This is a genomic window from Aeromonas sp. 604176 (assembly GCF_049170755.1).
Taxonomy (GTDB): Bacteria; Pseudomonadota; Gammaproteobacteria; order Enterobacterales; family Aeromonadaceae; genus Aeromonas; species Aeromonas veronii_A.
In genome coordinates this window covers 1-18,731 of record NZ_JAAKNE010000087.1, presented here as the reverse complement: position 1 = coordinate 18,731, position 18,731 = coordinate 1, and the positions used below count along the sequence as shown (strand labels likewise).

The window sequence follows — 18,731 nt, the reverse complement described above, 5'->3', positions numbered from 1 at the left end:
AAGTTCTGACCGAAACGCTTACGGGCCGTGTGGCCCATGTGCACCTTACTGCTCATATCTTTTTTTCTCTACCATCTTGATGGCGTGGTTAATCGCGGTGACAAGGCTGCCCGAATCGGCCAGGCCCTTGCCTGCCAGATCCAGCGCGGTGCCGTGATCCACCGAAGTGCGGATGAAGGGAAGCCCCAGAGTGATATTGACCGAACTGCCGAAGCCCTTGTATTTGAGCACAGGCAGCCCCTGGTCGTGGTACATGGCGAGTACCGCATCCGCATCCTTGAGGTATTTCTCCTGGAACAGGGTGTCGGCCGGCAATGGGCCGACCAGATCGATCCCTTCCTGGCGCAGGGTGACCAGGGCGGGTTCGATCACGTCAATCTCTTCACGTCCGAGATGGCCACCTTCCCCGGCGTGGGGGTTGAGGCCGCAGACGTAAATACGGGGTTTGGCGATACCAAACTTGGTGGCGAGATCCTCGTTGAGGATCCGGATCACCTTGCCGAGGCGATCTTCGGTGATGGCCATCGCTACATAGGCCAGCGGAATATGGGTAGTCGCCAGTGCGACCCGCAGCCCCTCGGTTGCCAGCATCATTACCACATCGGCAGTGTTGGATTGTTGGGCAAAGAACTCGGTGTGGCCGCTGAACGAGACCCCGGCCTGGTTGATGATCCCCTTGTGCACCGGCCCGGTCACCACGGCGGCAAATTCGCCGCTCATGTTGCCATCGCAGGCACGCTGCAGGGTCGCTAGCACATAGGCGCCATTGCCTTCGTTCAGCTCGCCCGGCACCACGGGGGCGCCGAGAGAGACAGAACATACCGTCAGGGTGCCGGCTCGCTGCGGTTGTGCCGGTTGACTGGCATCATAGGGCTCAAGCTCGATGGGCAGCCCCAGCAGGGCCGCTCGCTCGCGCAGCAGCGCCGGATCGGCGATCACCACCAACTGGTGGGGCCAATCCTGCTGGGCAATCTGCAGCACCAGATCCGGGCCGATCCCGGCCGGTTCGCCCGGGGTAACGGCAAGGCGACGGCAGCTCATCAGCTCGCAGATCCTTCGACACGGATGTAAGCCTCATCACGCAGCTCGTCCAACCAGGCCTGGGACTCTTCCACGAAGCGGCGATTGTAGATCAGCTGATAGGCACGCTGTTCCAGAGCCTTGTCAGTGGCATCCTGGCTGCGACGATCTTCCACTTGGACGATGTGCCAGCCGTGGCTGGTGCGGAAGGGGGCGCTGATCTGGCCTGGTTGCAGCCGGTTAACCATGTCGCGAAACTCTGGTACATAGACGTTGGGATCAGACCAGCCCAGTTCGCCACCCTGCACCGCAGAGCCCGGATCTTCGGAATACTTCTCCGCCATGCTGGCGAAGCTTGCCTTGCCGCTCTTGATGTCGTGCAGAATGCCATCCAGCATCCCCTTGGCTTTCTCTTCGCTCAGGATGATGGAGGGCTTGATCAGGATGTGACGGGCCTTCACCTCGGTCTGCATCACTTGCTGCTGACCCTTGGTGTCGAACACCTTGACGATGTGCAGACCGGCGCCGGAGCGCAGCGGGCCCACGATATCGCCCTTCTTGGTACCCTGTACCGCTTCGGCCATCAGGGTCGGCATCTCTTGCGGGCTCATCCAGCCCCAGTCACCCCCTTCCAGCGCCTTGGGGCCGTTACTCTCGGCAATGGCCAGTTTGCGGAAGTCGGCACCCTGCTTGAGGGCGGCCAGAATGCGCTCGATCTTGCTCTTGGCGGCATCCAGCTGGGCGGCGGTGGGGTTGTCCGGCAGGGCAATCTGGATATGGCCGACGTGGTATTCGTTCTGCTGTTGACCCTGTTTCTTCAGGATCTCCACCACCTGCTTCACCTCCTGCTCGGAGATGTTGATACGGCGGCGCACCTGATTGCGGCGCACCTCGTTCATCAGGATCTCGCGGCGAACCTCTTCCCGATACTGGGCATAGGTCATCCCTTCACGGGCGAGCTGGGCGCGCAGCTGATCCAGGGTCATCTTGTTGTCGGCGGCGATGCCCTGAATAGCCTGTTCCAGCTGGGTATCACTGATCTTCAGCCCCTGGCGATCCGCCAGTTGCAGCTGCAGGCTCTCCTGGATCAGACGGTCGAGTGCCTGTTTGCGCAGAGTGGCATCGTCAGGCAGAGACTGGCCGCTCTCCTGGGCGGAGAGTTTTACCTTGTTGACCAGTGCGTCCTGTTGACTGGACAGCACTACGTCCTTGTTGACCACGGCCAGCACTTTGTCCATCAGCTCGGGCGCAGCCAGTGCGGCCTGGCTCATGGCGCCGAACATTCCCGCGGTCAGCAGGGCAATCAGGGTCTTTTTCATATCCATCTCTCAAGGCTGGACCAGCATCATTGCTGGTCTTTCAGATTAAACGGGCGAACATAGGGCAACAGCTCGGTATCCAGGGTGACACTGCGGCCACCGGTACCCACGCTGCCAAGTCCCTTCATTTCAAACTGCAGACCAATGACTTTTTCCGAAGTGGGCTTCAGAGTGATGTTGTCCGGCTGGTTGTGCCACTCCAGGCTCATGTTGATGCTCCAGCAGCAGGAGTCGTATTTGACACCGATCTTGCGGTCAATGTTCACATCCTGCTTGATATCGCGATAGTAACCGCCATACATCTGCCACTGATCGGCGATCGGCGCCATCATCACCAGACCAGCCTGGCTGAGGTCTTCGGCCAGAGCAGGATTGCTCGGGTAGCGATAGTCCCGGTTGCCGTCCTGGATATAGCGGTAGTTGACCTGGGTGGTCAGCTTGCCGGTCCGGTATTCGACTGCACCGTTGCCGGCAGTAAATTCCCCCTCGGAGGTATCGTACTGGGTGCCGGCATGGGCGAACCACTCATCGGTGATCCGGGCATCCCCCTCGAACGAGAGCAGGGAGCGGGCGTTGGTGTTTTCCTGATCGGACGGGTAGAGGCGCACCTTGGGAGGTGTCATCTCGAAGGCCTGGGCTACCGCCAGACGTAACCGCTCATCCCCCACATTGTCATAGACCCGGCTGGTCAGGCCAACGGTGACCCGGTTGGCATCGCTGATGCGGTCGAGACCGGCGTAGCGGCGATCGCTGAACAGGCTGTAGTAGTCCTGACGGGTGGTGGTGGAGTCGTAAATCCCTATTTCGTCCTGATTCTTGTAAGGGATATAGAGGTACTGGAACTCAGGCTCCAGGGTCTGGGTGCCCTTGCCATCATACCAGTCTACCGGACGATCGAAGTTGACGCCCCCCTTGAGGCGGAAGGACGGCAAGGTGCGGGTAATGGTGCCGTCTTTCAGGGTCAGCTGCTGGCTATCTGCGTCTGTAAATTTACTGCGATCCTGGCTAATCAGGTCTTTGGGGATCTCCTGGTTGTAGGAGGTAAACATCAGTTTGTACTGGCTTATAAGGTAGTAACCCGGCGCATCGACCAGGGGGATGGTCAGGGTGGGAGCCAGATGCAGACGGGTAGCGGTATAACGCTCACCGGCCTGCTGGGCAGTGGCGCTGCCGCTGTCATAGCCAAACTTGGTCAGCTCGCTGTTCCAGGCCAGATCGAACCATTTCCCCTGCTGGAAGTAGTTGTAGTTGATGCGTGGCAGCATCTCGTGGGGCAGCAGCGCGTAGGGACTCAGGATCTGATAGCGACGCACCTCGGAGGTGAGGTTCCAGTTCTGCTGGTAGTAACCGGCGGTAAAGGATTGCTGCAACTGGCTGTCGACCTGGGTGCCCACTTGCGGGCTGAAGTCGTTGAAGTAGTTGTAATCCTTGTCCCGTACCTGGGTGTAGTCGATGCCTAAACGCAGGGAGCCATCCATCAGGGTGGATCCGTGACGAATATTCATCAGGTAACGATGACCATCTGAGAGGTACGGAGTCCCTGTCGACGGGTTGGTAAAGCTCGGGTTGCCAGCATCATACTGCTTGTCATCCCTGAGGCTTTCAAAATAGAGGGTACCGGTATGGGCTGGGTCCGGCATGTAGCGAAACTCTACCTGTTCCATCAGGCCGCGTTTGTCCATAAAGCGGGAGGTGATGGTGGCATCGTAGTTGGGGGCAATGTTCCAGTAGAAGGGCTGGGTGATCTCCATGCCGTTGCCGGAACTCTGTTTGTAACCCGGGTAGAGCAGACCTGTCTTCCGTTCATCCTTGATGGGGAAGTTGATATAGGGGAAGTAGAACACCGGGTAGTCATAGAGCCAGAGGCTGGCGTTCCAGGCTTCGCCGAACACCTCTTTCTGGTCGATGTCGATGCTGCCCGCCTTGAGGGTCCACACTTCCTGACCGGGGGGGCAGGTAGTGTACTGGGCTCCCTCCATGGTGATGTTCTGGTTGTTGTTGGTCATCACCACGCGTTTGGCAAAGCCGCGCACCGGTGAGCCATGCACCTGATACTTGCCCTCCTCCAGCTCGGAGTTTTTGGTATCCAGGTTGGATTTGAGGGTCTTGTCGCTGGTGACGGTCACCTGACCGTCGTTGTAATAGATGTTGCCGATGGCGATGACATCCCGGCTCTTCTGATCGAGCTGTGCATAATCGGAGTCAAACTTGCGAACACCCTGACGAACCTTGACGTCCCCTTCATAGACGGCGGTGCCGCCCTGTTTGGCCTCGAGACGGTCAGCATCAACCTCGACCGGCTGCGCATTGGCATCCTGATCCGATGAAGGCTTTTCTATCTTGGGAACATAGTCATAGCAGAGACTATCAAGAATGCCGGTGGCTGGCGGCGCTTCGAACGGGGCCGCCTGCACCATCATAGGGGTGAGTGCGGGGGCCAGGCTGATAGTCAGGGCGATGGGATAGCGGTACCCCAGTGTCCATTTGGTCATGTGAAAGACTCGTGCAATCCGTGATAGATACGGTTGATCCAAGGCATGCATTTTACGACAGGTTTCATCGAGTTGACATTGCATGTCATTGCTTTATGTTAGCCGGCAATGATAAAGCATTATTGCGGCCAGGGCTAACAGCCAAGTGCTGCTTTCCACCTTGGTCCTCTACTTATGCACGATCGCGATTCCCTGCTATTGCAGTGGGCACGCCGTATTTCCGGTGATGCCAATCTTCAGTTGACCCTCATTTCCGGTGATGCCAGCTTCCGTCGCTACTATCGCGGTGGTGGTCTGGTTTGGGTGGATGCCAATCCGAAAACCGAAAAAAATCATGAGTTTGTTCGTAACGCGACCGCCTTGCAGGCGCGTCAGCTGTTGGCGCCAGAGGTCACGGCGGTGGACTACGAACAGGGTCTGCTGGCGGTGAGTGACCTGGGCGATACTCAGCTGATCAGCTGCCTGAACGAACACAACGTACTGGCCTGGTATGGCAAGGCGATTGATTTGCTGCCCCGCCTGGGGGCGGTTGAACTGGCGCTTGAACCCTTCGATGCGGCATTTATGGCGCGGGAGAACAGCATTTTCCCCGAGTGGCTGCTTGGCCATCATCTGCAACTGAGCCTGAGCCATGAAGAGCAGCAACTGCTGGACGAGACCTTCGCTTGCCTCACTGCCTGCAATCTGGCCCAGCCGCAGGGGGTGATGCATAGAGATTTCCACAGTCGCAACCTGATGGTATGTGGCGGAGATACCCCCGAGAGCAGCCGGCTGGCCATCATCGATTTTCAGGACATGGTGATCGGGCCCCTGAGCTATGACCTGGTCTCCCTGCTCAAAGATTGCTACGTGCGCTGGCCGGATGAGGTGATCGATGAAGGGATGCGCCACGGTTTTGCCACCCTGCAACAGGCGGGGCTGCTTGGTGAACTCGATTATGCCAGTTTCCGCCGTGGTGCCGACCTGACCGGCATGCAGCGCCACCTGAAAGCGGCGGGGATCTTCACCCGGCTCTATCATCGCGACGGCAAGTCCGGTTATCTCAAGGATATTCCCCGCACCCTCGGCTATGTGGTGGATGTCTGTCGCACTCACGGTGGCGCCTATCCGGTACTGGCCCGTTTTGGTCAGTGGCTGGAGCAGGTGGTGTTGCCAGGGATCGCCAACGCTGGAGTGAAACCATGAAAGCGATGATCCTGGCCGCTGGCCGTGGCGAGCGGATGCGCCCGCTGACCGACCTGTTGCCCAAGCCGCTGCTGGCGGTGGGGGGCAAACCGCTCATCGTCCACCATATCGAAAAGTTGAAGTCAGCTGGCGTGACCGAGCTGGTGATCAACCACGCCTGGCTCGGCCACAAGCTGGTCGAGAGCCTTGGTGATGGCAGTGCGCTTGGTGTGACCATCCACTGGTCGGCCGAGGAGAGCGCGCTGGAGACCGCGGGCGGCATCGTGCAGGCGCTGCCACTGCTGGGCTCTGAACCCTTTTTGGTGATCAACGGCGATACCTGGCTCGATCTCGATTATCGCACTCTGGTCAGCCAGCCCCTTGGCGATGACTTGGCCCACCTCTGGCTGGTGCCCAACCCGCCCCAACACCCGAGCGGGGACTTTGCCCTGCAAGCCGGGCGAGTGATGGATACGCCAGCGTTTACCTTCAGTGGGGTCGGGCTATATGATCCGGCGGCCTTTGCCGGTCTCGCTGGCGGCGCCCGCAAGCTGGCGCCGCTGCTGCGTGACTGGATGGCGCAAGGGCGGGTGGGCGGCAGCCTGCTCGCTGGCGAGTGGCGTGATATCGGCACGGTCGACCGACTGCGCGAGCTGGATGACCAGCTCCAGGCCCGCACTCATTAACTTCAAGAGGTCTTGAACCATGCGTATTTGGGGTAAGGTGCTGGGCGCCTTCTTCGGTTTTCTGCTCGGCAATATTATCGGCGCCCTGATTGGCCTGTGGATAGGCCACCGTTTCGACCGTGGCATGGGGCTGCAGGGGGCGTTTCGTCGCGGCCCGAGTCAGGCGCAGCAAGCCGTCTTCTTCCACGCCACCTTCTCGGTGATGGGCCACATTGCCAAGTCCAGCGGTCAGGTGACCGAGCAGGAGATCCGGGTTGCCTCCAACCTGATGGATCGGATGCGGCTGGTCGGTGATCAGCGTGCCCGGGCTCAAGAGTCGTTTCGTCTCGGTAAAGAGGCCGACTTCCCGTTGCGCGAGACCCTGGCCGAGTTCCGCCGCGCCAGTCTGGGGCAGCGCGACATTCTGCGCTTCTTCCTCGAAGTGCAGTTGCAGGCGGCCTTTGCCGACGGGCGGGTAGAGGAGGGCGAGCGCGCCATTCTTCACACCATCGCCGACGAGCTGGGTTTCAGTCGCATCGAGCTGGCCCGCATTCTGGCGATGGCCGAGGCACAGATGAACTTCTTCAATCAGGCCCATGGCCAGTATCAGAGTGGCCATTCCGGTGGTCAGCAGTATCGGCAGGAGCCGCCTTCTGCGGATCGCCTCAAGAATGCCTACCAGCTGCTGGGGGTAAGCGAGAGCGACAGCGATCAGGATATCAAGCGTGCTTACCGCAAGGAGATGAGCAAGCATCACCCGGACAAGCTGGCCGCCAAAGGGCTGCCGCCGGAGATGATGGAGATGGCCAAGGAAAAGACCCAGGAGATCCAGCAAGCCTGGGAGTGGATCCGCGAGGCGCGCGGTATCCGTTAAGCGCCAAAGTCAGGCTGGAACAGACAATAAAAAGCCCCGCAGCAGTGCGGGGCTTTGTTTTGCCGTGTGGCGTAGGCCGGGTTATTTGGCCGGAATCGCTTCCAGCACGTGCACCAGCAGTTGCCAGAAACGCTCGACCGCCGGGATATGCACCTTCTCGTCAGGGGAGTGGGCCCCGCGGATGGTCGGGCCGAAGGAGACCATGTCCCACTCCGGATAGGCGCTCTTGAACAGACCGCACTCGAGACCAGCGTGGATCACCATCACGTTGGGCATAGTGCCAAACAGAGTCTGGTAGCTGTTGCGTACCAGCGCCATGACGGGGGAGTCCACGTTTGGCGCCCAACCAGGATAGGCTCCGGTGAATTCGCAGCTGGCACCCGCCAGGGTGAACAGGGAGCGGGTCATCTGCTCGATGCTCTCGCGACCGGAGTCAATCAGGGAGCGGATCAGGCACTGGACGTACACTTCGCCATCCTGAGTCTTGATGACCCCCAGGTTGGTCGAGGTTTCGGTCACGCCGGGCATGGCATCGCTCATGCGCATCACGCCGTTCGGGCAGGCCATCAGGGCATCCAGCAGGCGCTGCTGCAGGGAGACGCTCATCAGCTTGGCCGGTTTGGCGGCGTTGTTGACCAGCACGGTCAGGTTCGGCTCGGTGGCGGCCAGTTCGGTCTGGTAGATCCCGGTGTAGCGGTCAACCAGCGCCTTGAACTCGTTCACGCTGGCAGCGGGCACCAGCAGGGTGGCACGGGCTTCGCGCGGGATGGCGTTGCGCAGAGTGCCGCCGTGGATCTCGGCCAGACGAACACCCAGCGGCTCGGCTGCTTTGAGCAGACGTACCAGCAGCTTGTTAGCGTTGCCACGGCCGCGATGGATATCGCAACCGGAGTGGCCGCCACGCAGCCCTTTCACGGCCAGCTCGAACGCTTCGCCTTCGCTGGCGTCAACCAGCTCGAGCTGGAAGCGGATATTGGCATCCACACCGCCAGCGCAGCCCATATAGACTTCGCCATCCTCTTCGGAGTCGGTGTTGAGCAGAATTTCGCCCTCCAGCCAGCCCGCTTCCAGACCGAATGCGCCGGTCATGCCGGTCTCTTCGTCGGTGGTCAGCAGCACTTCCAGCGGACCGTGTTTGATGGTCTTGTCAGCCAGCACTGCCAGGCAACCGGCCATGCCTATGCCGTTGTCGGCACCCAGAGTGGTGCCACGGGCCGTGACCCACTCGCCATCTACATAGGCATCGATGGGATCGGTCGCGAAGTCGTGTTTGGTGTCGGCGTTGGCCTGCGGCACCATGTCGATGTGGGCCTGCAGTACCACGGCTTTGCGGTTTTCCATCCCCGGGGTGGCCGGTTTCTTGATGATGATGTTGCCGACCTTGTCCTGCTTGACCGCCAGACCTTCCCCTTGAGCCCATTGGATGATCCAGGCGCTCAGTTTGGCTTCATGTTTGGAAGGGTGGGGAATGGAGCAGATCTGTTCGAAGAAATGCCAAATCAGTTTGGGAGAGAGAGAGCTAAGCTGTGCCACGTCGGGACTCCTTACCAGCACGGAATTAACAGGGCCCCATCAGCGGGCCGGGGAAGAGGATAACGATAATACAGTCAATCACACAAAAATGTGAGCAATCAGCGCAAATCGCAGGCAGCTTGTGCTGGCTGATGGCAACCAGGCAGTACGATCGTCAGGTTCGGACGACGCTGACCGATAGAAAAGAAAATGTGTGACCGATCTCACAAAAATATTGAATTTAATACACCGACTGGTAAATTAGCTCCCGTGGTTCGCCACCCGTCAGGATGACGATGAAAGCCTCCAGGGAACCGAAGCAAAGCAAGTGCGCCTCCATGGAACCGAGTGTTCGTTCAAGGATTTGAGCCCGCATTAAAGGTACGTAACTTGTTAAGCAATCAGGAGTTTCAATATGCCAGGCAGCAACTCAACCTATTGGTTTGCCCCCTCTTTGTATACCCAGGGTTTCAGCTACCCTAACCCCTTCGTCACTCGTCGCTAAGACGAGCTGCCCAACCAGGCAGAGGCGAGAAAGCAGCAGGTGCGTGAGGTAAACCCTCCCCCTGCTATTTTTTTATCTGCGATTTGCCGCACAGTCCCATTTGGGCTCGGTAGTAGGGACGGCAGGTTATTCGTTTGGCGCTCGAGATGGGCCGAATGGAGAGGGTGATGCCGATTTTCCTGTTTTTGGCATACGTTTGCCAGGCATTTTCTCTGCAAACGGTGCTATCATATCGGCCCAACAGCCTGTCCGCGGTTTGGACACATCATCTAACCGATCGCCGGATAAGCCCATCTTGCTTCCATTGTTATCAGATTTGCTGCCGAGGCTTAGCCCTGAGGCAGCCGAAGTGCAATCTGAATTCAGTCGGGCAAGGGCCGCCATTTACTGGCATCCGCAGGGAGAATTGCGGATGTTGTTATTTTAAGTGATTGTTTTTAAATAACTATTCGAGATCGATAACATGCCGAAAAAGTTCTATGTGTCGTGGGACAACCTGCAACGTGAAGCTCGCCGTTTGGCCCGTCGTCAGCTGCCTGTCAGCCAGTGGAAAGGTATCATCGCGGTCAGCCGTGGTGGTCTGGTGCCCGCAGCCCTGATGGCCCGTGAACTTGGCATTCGTAATGTGGAAACCCTCTGCATCTCCAGCTATGACCACGACAGCCAGCGCGAGTTGGTAGTCGTTAAAGCTGCCACCACCGCCGGTGACGGCGAAGGCTGGCTGGTGGTGGAAGATCTGGTAGACACCGGCACTACCGCCAAGGCGATCCGCGAGCTCTACCCGAAAGCCAAGTTCATCGCGATCTTCGCCAAGCCGATGGGCGAAGCGCTGCTGGACGATTTCGAAGTGGCAATCCCGCAGGATACCTGGATTGAACAGCCGTGGGATATGGCGCTGGAGTTCGCCACACCGATCTGCGACGAAAAGTAACGGGATCGGGATGTGACGTTCAGAGCGTCAATTGGCCGCACGCGGCAAGAATGGTTTCACAGGGCTCCTTGATGGAGCCCTGTTTTTTTGTGTATCAATCTGTTGCAGGGTGGCTGATGGGCAGTAAAAGTGGTTAAGATGAGCTATTGCCTGATATGAATGGGACACAATCTTGGACTTGAACGACGACCTCAATCTGACCGAAAAGCTGTTTACCCGGGTCAAGAAGGTGCTGGAAACTTCCGAGATCTCCAACTCCAGCCCGGCGGACATTGCCGAAGCAGAGTCAGACGAGATGTTTATCGACGGCTCCATGTCAAAGAGCTGGTATCGCCTGCTGCGCCGCCCCTCCTGGGCCTGGCAGGGGGCCGACCCGGTCGAGGTTGAGCAGACTCTGGCCCGCATCGCCATGGCGACCGGTGAACGCACCCATGACTGCTATCTCGATACCATCAAGGGCTATGTGCCTGGCAACTGGATCTATGAGTGGAGCCAGGTGGCTGGTAACTACTTCAAGCTTGGGCGCGAACTGCGTGAGCAGGGGGATGCAGCTGGCGCCTTGAAACAGCTGCTCAAGGCGGTGCGCTACTATTCCATCGCCAGCTACCCCCATCTCAAGGATGATGAACTGGCGGATCAGGCCCAGCTGCTTGGCAATATGGCCTATCGCGAGGCGGGCCGGTTGTTCAAGGTGCCGCTCAAAGAGATCCAGGTGCCCTTTCGCGGCAAGCATATTCAGGGTTATCTCCACCTGCCGACCACCGACAAACCGGTGCCTCTGGTGATCATCAGCGGGGGGATCGACTCTCTGCAGCTCGATTTCCTCAACTTCTATCTCAAGCGACTCGAGCCCAACGGCATCGGTATGCTCTCCCTCGACATGCCGGGCATCGGCTATGCCGAGCATTGGCCATTGGTACAAGATACCAGCCGCCTTCATCAGGCTGTGCTGCACTATCTCTCCGAAGTGGCCTGGGTCGATCATCAGCGTATCGCTATGGTCGGTATGCGATTGGCAGGCAATGTGGCGGCACGTCTGGCCTTTATCGAGCCATTCAAGCTCAAAACCGTGGTCTGTGTCGGGGCCGGGGTCAATCAGGTGTTTACCAATCAGGAGTTGTTTGCCAAGTGCCCGCGCATGATGCGGGACAGCCTGGCCAACCGGTTGGGCGCTGATGCGGCTCATTGGGATACCATGCGTACCAAGTGTCAGGTATTTTCACTGAAAACGCAGGGATTACTGGGGACTCGCACCTCTGTGCCGATATTGAGTATTGGACACAAACGAGATTTCATCTGTCCCGAGCAGGATGTACGGGCATTGGCGGCGGCCAGTCGTAACGGCAAGGCCATCGTCTTCGACAAGCAGCCCTTGCTTGAGGTGTATGACAAGGCGCTGGACGAAATCGTCGAGTGGCTGAAACAGCATCTATGTATCTGATGCGTTGAAGGACTGACGCCATCCCGAGGTGGCGCGGCTTGTTTAACAGGGAGGTTAACATGTCTGAAAGAGTGACCTACAAGCGACTGCTGAGACAGTTTGCTGCCATTGGCCCCTATTTGCGTGAGGATCTCTGTGAAGAGGGGCGTTACCGTTTCGACAGTCTTTCCGTTTGTGTCAGTGCCAAACCGGCGCCAGACAAGCGGGAGTTCTGGGGTTGGTGGCTGGTGCTGGAGCAGGAGGATCATCTGTTCCGCTACCATTACCAGTTCGGATTGTACAATGCCGATGGCGAGTGGCTCGACAAGCCGATCCCCAAGAAGCACCAGGTCGAGGTGGAACGGACCCTCAACCGTTTCTACAAATTGATCAGTGACAAACTGGCCTCGCTCGAGTGTCAGCTAGTGCCTGCCGAACAGGTGACCAACGAGTTGAGTGTAACGGCTGCCTGAGCCTCTGATGCCCTGCGAGAGGTTGTGACGAGCTCGCAGGGAGACTCTTGCCCCATCCTTTCATCACCCTTTATGGAATTGCCTTGCAGGGCCCCATGGCCGTGGGTATAAAGATATTCCTTACTTTTTTAGCCTTTATGCTCCCATGGAAAACAGAACCATAGTCGTCAAGTTGGGCACCAGCGTGCTCACAGGGGGGTCTTCCCAGCTCAATCGTGCCCATATGGTCGAGCTGGTCAGACAGTGTGCGGCCTTGCACCGTCACGGCCATCGGGTCGTGGTCGTCACATCAGGAGCTATCGCCGCCGGGCGTGAACATCTGGGCCACCCGCCACTGGCGCCAACCCTGCCCAACAAGCAGATGCTGGCGGCGGTTGGTCAGACCCAGCTGATTCGGGTATGGCAGGATCTGTTCAACCTCTACGGTCTGCATATCGGCCAGATGCTACTGACCCGCGCTGATCTGGAAGATCGGGAGCGCTACCTCAACGCCCGCGACACCATGCGCACCCTGCTCGATCACCGCATTATTCCGGTCATCAACGAAAACGATGCGGTGGCGACCGCCGAGATCAAGGTCGGCGACAACGACAACCTCTCCGCGCGGGCCGCCATTCTGGCGGATGCGGATCTGCTGATCCTGCTAACCGACCAGAAGGGGCTCTTTACCGCCGATCCGCGCACCAATCCCGACGCCCAGCTGATTGAAGAGGTGCAGACCATCGACGATACCCTGCGCTCGCTGGCGGGTGACAGTGTCAGCGGCCTTGGCACCGGCGGCATGGCTACCAAGCTGCAGGCCGCCGATGTGGCGCGCCGCGCCGGTGTCAACGTGGTGATCGCGACCGGCCAGATGCCGGAGGTGATCGGCCGTCTCGCCAAGGGCGAGCGGATTGGCACCCTGTTCCCGGCGCTGGCGTCCCCGCTGGAAGGGCGCAAGAGCTGGATCCTGGCAGGCCCGCCCCCTCACGGCGAAGTTCATGTGGATCAGGGCGCAGTGGCCGCCATAAAGGAGAAAGGCTCCAGCCTGCTGCCCAAGGGGATCGTCGCGGTCAAGGGCGACTTTATTCGAGGCGATGTGGTACGAATTCTTGATCCCAAGGGCGCCGAGTTGGCCCGCGGCATCTGCCGTTACGACCATCTGGAGCTGGATAAGCTGCGCGGCGTCCACTCGGATCAGATTGAGCAGGTACTGGGCTATGGATATGGTTCAGTAGCCATCCATCGAGACGATATGGTGCTGCTCTAATCAGGGCGGCACGGCATGAACAAAGGGAACCGAGATGAGTCTGGAGAAAATGGGGCAGGCGGCCCGTGAAGCCGCCTATCAGCTGGCTACCGTCAGCACGGCGCAGAAAAACCGGGCGCTGGCCGCCATCGCCGACGAGCTGGAGGCGCGCAGTGAGCAGGTCCTCGCCGCCAACGCGAAAGATATCGCCGCCGGCCGTGAGGCGGGCTTGTCAGAGGCGATGCTGGATCGCCTGCTGCTCAATCCGGCCCGGCTGGCCGGTATCGTGGCGGATGTGCGCAAGGTAATTACTCTGGACGATCCGGTCGGCGCCGAAATGGATAGCCGGGTGCTGGAAAATGGCCTGCGGCTCTCCCGTCGTCGGGTACCCATCGGGGTTATCGGAGTCATCTACGAGGCGCGCCCCAACGTCACCATCGACATCGCCAGCCTCTGCCTCAAGACCGGCAACGCCAGCATATTGCGTGGCGGGCGCGAGACCTTTCACTCCAATCTGGAGCTGGTGCGGGTAATTCAACATGCCTTGGCGGCCTCCGGTCTGCCCGAGGCGGCGGTGCAGTACATCGACAACCCGGATCGGGCGCTGGTCGGCGAGTTGCTGCGTCTCGACCGCTATGTGGACATGATCATCCCCCGTGGTGGCGCGGGCCTGCACAAGATGTGCAAGGAGAACAGCTCCATTCCGGTCATCATCGGCGGCTTTGGCATCAGCCATATCTTCGTCGACGAGAGCGCCGATCTGGTGCGCTCTCTGGCGGTCATCGACAACGCCAAGGTGCAACGCCCCTCCGCCTGCAATGCCCTCGATACCCTGCTGGTACACGAGAAGGTGGCAGCCACCTTCCTGCCGCAACTGGTGACGCTGATGAACGAGCGCAAGGTGACGCTGGTGGCCGCGCCCAACGCCATAGCGCTGCTGGCGGGTGCCGACAACCTGTGCGAGGCGGGGCCGGAGGATTTCGATACCGAGTGGCTCGGGCTGACCCTGGGGGTCAAGTTGGTGGCAGACGTCAACGAAGCGCTGGCCCATATGCGCGAGCACAACGCCGGCCACTCCGATGCCATCCTGACCAACGATCTGGCCAACGCCGAGCGTTTCGTCAATGGCGCCGGTTCGGCTGCTGTCTATGTCAACGCCTCCACCCGTTTCACCGATGGTGGCCAGTTTGGTCTGGGCGCTGAAGTGGCGGTGTCGACCCAGATGCTGCATGCCCGTGGCCCCATGGGGCTCACCGAGCTCACCAGCTACAAGTGGGTAGGGCAGGCCGATTACCTCAGCCGTGCCTGATAATCGGCTGTTGCAAAAAAAAAATGCCGACCACAGGGTCGGCATTTTTTTCGCTGGCATCGCGCCGATACCACGCCGTGCGCTATTCCTCGGGGTTATTCCCCGTGATAGAGCTCCTTGTCACCGGACTTGAGCACATAACCCTTCCAGATAAAGAGGGTGTAGCCGCTGCCCTGCCACGACCAGTTGCCCTCCACACCTTGACGGGTCAGCAGGTGCTGCTCGCCGCTTGGCAGATGCAATTCGGCCTGCGTCTGGTCGGCATTGAACATCACGAAGGCGCTGCTGGTCTGGCTGGCATCGGTCGGATTGAGCCGGATACCCTCTTCAAACAGGCGCACACATTTGCCAGTCAGCGCTGACCACTGATAGCCCGCACTGCCGATACAGCCGTGGCTGTCGCGATCGCCGCCCACCAGATGTTGTTCCGGTGTACTGCATGCCGCCAGCAGCAGAGAGGCGGCCATCAGGGTCAAGGTGCGCATGGTTACTCCTGAAGATCCCGTTCGATGACGATGTTGGAGAATCCCAGCTCCTTGAAGTAGTTCTCCTGGTAATCCTTCACGCTTTTCTTGTCACGGCGACATACCTGAGCCAGCTGGGCCTCCATGGCGTGAAAACTGGTGAGATCCAGCCCTTCGGCAGCGGCGATGGCGTCGTAGATGCTGCGGAACTTGTCGTTCGCGTAGCCGATCTCTTTGGCCTGCTTTTTATAGGTATACGTAATCTTAAAGGCCATCTTGCCCTTCCTTCTTCGATTTGGCTTGCTTGCGCTGGACGTAGAGGTAGAGGCTTTCGACCTTCTCCCGAGCCCAGGGGGTCTTGCGCAAGAACTTCAGGCTGGACTTGATGCTGGGATTATCGGTGAAGCAGCGGATATTGATCTGCTGCCCCAGCTCTTCCCAGCCGTAGTGTTCGACCAGCGCGGTGACGATGGCTTCCAGCGTCAGCCCGTGCAGCGGGTTGTTTTTCTGCGAGGCGTTTGGTTGCTCGCTCATGCCTGCTCCGCCAGCTTGGCAAAGGGCTGACCCATGCGGGTGGTGACGCCATTGGCCAGATGGGGTTCGAAACCGGCCAGCATGCCCGGGCCAAACAGGCAGACCACGGTGCTGCCCAGCTTAAACAGGCCCATTTCGGCGCCTTTCTGCAGGGTAATGGCTTCGTCGCCGGTGTAGTCCCAGCGCACCACCTTCTTCTCTTTGGTCGGCGCAATGTTGCCGGCCCAGATGGTCTCGATGCTGGCCACGATAGTGGCACCGACCAGCACCAGCGCCATGGGGCCGTGCGGCGTGCGGAAGGTGGCGACCACCCGCTCGTTGCGGGCAAACAGGTTCGGCACGTTCTCGGCGGTGAGCGGGTTGACGGAGAAGAGATCCCCCGGCACGAACACCATGCTCTCCAGCACTCCGTCCAGCGGCATATGGATGCGGTGATAATCCTTGGGCGCCAGATAGATGGTGGCAAAGTCGCCATCCTTGAATGGCGCCACCAGATCCTCATAGCCGCCCAGTAGTTCGCGGGCGCTGTAGTCGTGGCCCTTGGCCTGAATGATGCGACCCTGCTGGATCGGGCCGAGCTGGCTGACGGTGCCATCCACCGGCAGCGCCAGGGTCATGGCATCTTCTACCACGGGGCGGATACCGGGCTTGAGCTCGCGGGTGAAGAACTCGTTGAAGCTCTTGTAGTGGGCTGGACTCTCGTGCAGCGCCTCGCTCATGTCGACCTGATACTGCTTGATAAAGGCCTCGATCACTTTGGTGGTGATGTTACCCGCTTCGGCGGCGGCAAATTTGCCGATCAGACGGGAGAGGGCGTGCTTGGGCAGACAGTATTGACCGGCAATTTTCAGGTTGTCAGTAATGCTCATGTTCATCATCAACGTAGGTTTATTAGGGTCACAGGCGCGCTTGCTGGCGACCGTGACGGGCTTCCTGCATGGTTTCCAGGATGCGGTGATAGTTGTGGAAGCGATCGGCGCTGATGGCGCCCGCCTCGACCGCGGCGCGCAGGGCACAGCCGGGATCGTCCTTGTGGGTACAGTCGCGGAACTTGCAGCCACCCAGGTAGTCGCGGAATTCGACGAAGCACCAGGTGATGCGGTCGGCTTCCAGATGCCAGAGAGCGAACTCGCGGATCCCGGGGGAGTCGATGAGATCGCCACCGCTCGGGAAGTGGTAGAGCCGCGCCGTGGTGGTGGTGTGCTGGCCGAGCCCCGAGTTTTCGGAGATCTCGCCGGTCAGTACATCCAGCCCCGGCATCAGGGCGTTGGTGAGCGAGGATTTGCCCACCCCGGACTGGCCGACGAAGATGCTGATCTTGTCGGTCAGTGCGGCTTTCAGCTCATCGAGCCCTTCACCGCTCTCGCAGCTCACCAGCAGCACCTCGTAATTGAGCTTGCGGTAGGTTTCGAGCTGGCTTTCGATGCGCGCTCTGGCGGCATCATCGAGCATGTCGACCTTGTTCAGCACGATGAGGGGGCGGATCTCCACATCCTCGGCAGCTACCAGATAGCGGTCGACGATGTTGGTGGAGAACTCGGGCATCACCGCCGAGACGATGATGATCTGGTCGATATTGGCGGCGATGGGTTTGACCCCGTCGTAGAAGTCCGGCCGGGTCAGTACCGAGTGGCGCGGATGCACCGCCTCGATGACGCCCGCTGTCGCGGCATTGAGGCCGGGACGCCACACCACCTTGTCGCCACAGACCAGACTGCTGATGCTGCTGCGCCGCAGGTTGCTGCGGTGGATGGTGCCATCGACCGCTTCCACGTCTGCGTGCTGACCAAAACGACTGATCACCACCCCTTCGATGGCGGGGCCAAACAGGGTGTCATCTACCACTGTGGTGTGATCTTTTTGCAGCCGCCGTTCGCGGTTGGCCTGGACGCGCCTTTGTTGACCCAGATTGAGTTTTGCTTTCTTTGCCACTCGATTCGCCAGTTTATGAACAGATCCAAAGCCAGTATGATACATGCAAATTGGCAAAATTCCGCCATTCCTCCCAATAGAGAGAGCAATCATGACAGTCAGCGCGCAGAACCTGGTATGGATCGACATGGAGATGACGGGTCTCGACCCCGAAGAGAACGTGGTACTGGAGATTGCCACCATCGTCACCGACAAGGATCTGAACGTACTGGCCGAAGGGCCGGTCATCGCCATTCATCAGAGTGATGAAGAGCTGGCCAAGATGGACGACTGGAACGTCAACACCCATACCAAGAGCGGTCTGGTGGCCCGGGTCAAGGCGAGCCAGCACGACGAGGCGAAAGCCGTTGCCGAGACCCTCGAGTTCATTCGCCAGTGGGTGCCGGAGCGCACCAGCCCGCTGTGCGGCAACAGCATCGGTCAGGATCGCCGCTTCATGGTCAAGCACATGAGCGATCTGGAAGCCTTCTTCCACTACCGCAACGTCGACGTCAGCACCATCAAGGAGCTGGTACGCCGCTGGCAGCCGGAACTGCTGGATCAGTTCAAGAAGAGCGGCACCCACCAGGCGCTGGACGATATCCGCGAATCCATCGCCGAACTGCAGTTCTATCGCAGCCACGTCTTCAAGATCTGATTCCCCGGCAAGGGTTTGTCATACTCTGGCTGCTAAAATCGACAGTTCGGCCAGCTTTTGAGCGAACGCGCGCAACCAGACAAAAAAGCCCTTGCAATTGGAATGACTGCTCTTATAATTCGGCTCCCGTACAGTAGCGCAAGCAACCAAATGCTGTACGGCCTGTTTTAAGGTAGTTGCGGGAATAGCTCAGTTGGTAGAGCACGACCTTGCCAAGGTCGGGGTCGCGAGTTCGAGTCTCGTTTCCCGCTC

18 protein-coding genes and 1 tRNA gene are annotated in these 18,731 nt (G+C 59.3%); 10 read left to right on the top strand and 9 right to left on the bottom strand.

The genetic code is table 11. The annotated features are described in order from the left end of the window. Positions 1 to 45: 45 nt before the first annotated feature. Genes pdxA through lptD form a run of 3 tightly spaced genes read right to left on the bottom strand, consistent with a single transcriptional unit; the run spans position 46 to position 4,831 of the window. Positions 46 to 1,041, bottom strand: coding sequence for a 4-hydroxythreonine-4-phosphate dehydrogenase PdxA (gene pdxA, locus G5358_RS15040; RefSeq protein ID WP_421324367.1), 996 nt, complete (start codon positions 1,039 to 1,041; stop codon positions 46 to 48). Beyond that, positions 1,041 to 2,339, bottom strand: a complete 1,299-nt coding sequence (surA, locus tag G5358_RS15035) for a peptidylprolyl isomerase SurA (RefSeq protein WP_216952937.1) — start codon at positions 2,337 to 2,339, stop codon at positions 1,041 to 1,043. Before surA ends, pdxA begins: the two co-directional genes overlap by 1 nt. A gap of 26 nt (positions 2,340 to 2,365) precedes the next feature. Beyond that, complete coding sequence (lptD, locus tag G5358_RS15030; protein WP_227341998.1) at positions 2,366 to 4,831, bottom strand: LPS assembly protein LptD; 2,466 nt, start codon at positions 4,829 to 4,831, stop codon at positions 2,366 to 2,368. A gap of 174 nt (positions 4,832 to 5,005) precedes the next feature. Here lptD and G5358_RS15025 point away from each other — a divergent pair, with 174 nt between their 5' ends. From G5358_RS15025 to djlA, 3 genes are read left to right on the top strand one after another with little or no spacing between them, the layout of a single operon-like run. Beyond that, complete coding sequence (locus tag G5358_RS15025) at positions 5,006 to 6,016, top strand: aminoglycoside phosphotransferase family protein (protein WP_421222479.1); 1,011 nt, start codon at positions 5,006 to 5,008, stop codon at positions 6,014 to 6,016. Beyond that, entirely contained in the window at positions 6,013 to 6,681 is a 669-nt protein-coding gene (murU, locus tag G5358_RS15020) for an N-acetylmuramate alpha-1-phosphate uridylyltransferase MurU (RefSeq protein WP_421222480.1), read from the top strand. The genes G5358_RS15025 and murU overlap by 4 nt, the downstream gene beginning before the upstream one ends. 19 nt (positions 6,682 to 6,700) lie before the next feature. Further along, positions 6,701 to 7,534 (top strand): co-chaperone DjlA, encoded by an 834-nt coding sequence (djlA, locus tag G5358_RS15015; protein ID WP_128836428.1) that lies wholly within the window; start codon positions 6,701 to 6,703, stop codon positions 7,532 to 7,534. 81 nt (positions 7,535 to 7,615) lie between these two features. Here djlA and G5358_RS15010 read toward each other — a convergent pair whose 3' ends face one another. Then, complete coding sequence (locus G5358_RS15010) at positions 7,616 to 9,067, bottom strand: aminoacyl-histidine dipeptidase (protein ID WP_216952942.1); 1,452 nt, start codon at positions 9,065 to 9,067, stop codon at positions 7,616 to 7,618. Between the two features lie 947 nt (positions 9,068 to 10,014). Here G5358_RS15010 and gpt point away from each other — a divergent pair. The 5 genes from gpt (at position 10,015) to G5358_RS14985 (ending at position 14,912) form a co-directional block, all read left to right on the top strand. Beyond that, positions 10,015 to 10,482 (top strand): xanthine phosphoribosyltransferase, encoded by a 468-nt coding sequence (gene gpt, locus G5358_RS15005; protein WP_005339007.1) that lies wholly within the window; start codon positions 10,015 to 10,017, stop codon positions 10,480 to 10,482. A gap of 172 nt (positions 10,483 to 10,654) precedes the next feature. Then, positions 10,655 to 11,923, top strand: coding sequence for an esterase FrsA (frsA, locus tag G5358_RS15000; protein ID WP_216952943.1), 1,269 nt, complete (start codon positions 10,655 to 10,657; stop codon positions 11,921 to 11,923). 59 nt (positions 11,924 to 11,982) lie between these two features. Then, on the top strand, positions 11,983 to 12,375 hold the full coding sequence (gene crl / locus G5358_RS14995) for a sigma factor-binding protein Crl (RefSeq protein ID WP_216952944.1): 393 nt from the start codon (positions 11,983 to 11,985) through the stop codon (positions 12,373 to 12,375). Positions 12,376 to 12,520: 145 nt separating this feature from the next. Then, on the top strand, positions 12,521 to 13,624 hold the full coding sequence (proB, locus tag G5358_RS14990) for a glutamate 5-kinase (protein ID WP_421324363.1): 1,104 nt from the start codon (positions 12,521 to 12,523) through the stop codon (positions 13,622 to 13,624). A gap of 34 nt (positions 13,625 to 13,658) precedes the next feature. After that, the gene (locus G5358_RS14985; RefSeq protein WP_421324361.1) at positions 13,659 to 14,912 is read left to right on the top strand and encodes a glutamate-5-semialdehyde dehydrogenase; all 1,254 of its coding nucleotides are present in this window, start codon (positions 13,659 to 13,661) and stop codon (positions 14,910 to 14,912) included. A 95-nt stretch (positions 14,913 to 15,007) separates the two neighbouring features. Here the strand turns inward: G5358_RS14985 and G5358_RS14980 are convergent, their stop codons facing one another. From G5358_RS14980 to rsgA, 5 genes are read right to left on the bottom strand one after another with little or no spacing between them, the layout of a single operon-like run. Continuing rightward, positions 15,008 to 15,397: a hypothetical protein gene (locus G5358_RS14980; RefSeq protein WP_421203956.1), complete on the bottom strand. Its 390-nt coding sequence runs from the start codon at positions 15,395 to 15,397 to the stop codon at positions 15,008 to 15,010. Between the two features lie 2 nt (positions 15,398 to 15,399). After that, entirely contained in the window at positions 15,400 to 15,651 is a 252-nt protein-coding gene (locus G5358_RS14975; RefSeq protein WP_005338984.1) for a DUF2960 domain-containing protein, read from the bottom strand. Continuing rightward, positions 15,641 to 15,910, bottom strand: a complete 270-nt coding sequence (locus G5358_RS14970) for a VF530 family DNA-binding protein (protein WP_005349372.1) — start codon at positions 15,908 to 15,910, stop codon at positions 15,641 to 15,643. The genes G5358_RS14975 and G5358_RS14970 overlap by 11 nt, the downstream gene beginning before the upstream one ends. Beyond that, positions 15,907 to 16,779 (bottom strand): archaetidylserine decarboxylase, encoded by an 873-nt coding sequence (asd, locus tag G5358_RS14965; RefSeq protein ID WP_026034874.1) that lies wholly within the window; start codon positions 16,777 to 16,779, stop codon positions 15,907 to 15,909. The genes G5358_RS14970 and asd overlap by 4 nt, the downstream gene beginning before the upstream one ends. A 28-nt stretch (positions 16,780 to 16,807) precedes the next feature. Next, positions 16,808 to 17,842, bottom strand: coding sequence for a small ribosomal subunit biogenesis GTPase RsgA (gene rsgA, locus G5358_RS14960; RefSeq protein WP_043822940.1), 1,035 nt, complete (start codon positions 17,840 to 17,842; stop codon positions 16,808 to 16,810). 91 nt (positions 17,843 to 17,933) lie between these two features. Between rsgA and orn the strand changes: the two genes are divergently transcribed. Beyond that, positions 17,934 to 18,479 carry an oligoribonuclease gene (orn, locus tag G5358_RS14955; protein WP_159158278.1) on the top strand — a complete coding sequence of 182 codons (546 nt, stop codon included), beginning with the start codon at positions 17,934 to 17,936 and terminating at the stop codon, positions 18,477 to 18,479. A 178-nt stretch (positions 18,480 to 18,657) separates the two neighbouring features. Beyond that, positions 18,658 to 18,730 (top strand) — tRNA-Gly (locus G5358_RS14950). Position 18,731: the final 1 nt, after the last annotated feature.

What these genes read in the sequence shown, in the direction of transcription:
- G5358_RS14975 (WP_005338984.1), bottom strand. Translation starts at nt 15,651, where the DNA reads ATGGCCTTTAAGATTACGTATACCTATAAAAAGCAGGCCAAAGAGATC.
- surA (WP_216952937.1), bottom strand. Translation starts at nt 2,339, where the DNA reads ATGAAAAAGACCCTGATTGCCCTGCTGACCGCGGGAATGTTCGGCGCC.
- G5358_RS14980 (WP_421203956.1), bottom strand. Translation starts at nt 15,397, where the DNA reads ATGCGCACCTTGACCCTGATGGCCGCCTCTCTGCTGCTGGCGGCATGC.
- murU (WP_421222480.1), top strand. Translation starts at nt 6,013, where the DNA reads ATGAAAGCGATGATCCTGGCCGCTGGCCGTGGCGAGCGGATGCGCCCG.
- gpt (WP_005339007.1), top strand. Translation starts at nt 10,015, where the DNA reads ATGCCGAAAAAGTTCTATGTGTCGTGGGACAACCTGCAACGTGAAGCT.
- orn (WP_159158278.1), top strand. Translation starts at nt 17,934, where the DNA reads ATGACAGTCAGCGCGCAGAACCTGGTATGGATCGACATGGAGATGACG.
- proB (WP_421324363.1), top strand. Translation starts at nt 12,521, where the DNA reads ATGGAAAACAGAACCATAGTCGTCAAGTTGGGCACCAGCGTGCTCACA.
- pdxA (WP_421324367.1), bottom strand. Translation starts at nt 1,041, where the DNA reads ATGAGCTGCCGTCGCCTTGCCGTTACCCCGGGCGAACCGGCCGGGATC.
- G5358_RS14985 (WP_421324361.1), top strand. Translation starts at nt 13,659, where the DNA reads ATGAGTCTGGAGAAAATGGGGCAGGCGGCCCGTGAAGCCGCCTATCAG.
- djlA (WP_128836428.1), top strand. Translation starts at nt 6,701, where the DNA reads ATGCGTATTTGGGGTAAGGTGCTGGGCGCCTTCTTCGGTTTTCTGCTC.
- lptD (WP_227341998.1), bottom strand. Translation starts at nt 4,831, where the DNA reads ATGACCAAATGGACACTGGGGTACCGCTATCCCATCGCCCTGACTATC.
- crl (WP_216952944.1), top strand. Translation starts at nt 11,983, where the DNA reads ATGTCTGAAAGAGTGACCTACAAGCGACTGCTGAGACAGTTTGCTGCC.
- asd (WP_026034874.1), bottom strand. Translation starts at nt 16,779, where the DNA reads ATGAGCATTACTGACAACCTGAAAATTGCCGGTCAATACTGTCTGCCC.
- G5358_RS15025 (WP_421222479.1), top strand. Translation starts at nt 5,006, where the DNA reads ATGCACGATCGCGATTCCCTGCTATTGCAGTGGGCACGCCGTATTTCC.
- G5358_RS14970 (WP_005349372.1), bottom strand. Translation starts at nt 15,910, where the DNA reads ATGAGCGAGCAACCAAACGCCTCGCAGAAAAACAACCCGCTGCACGGG.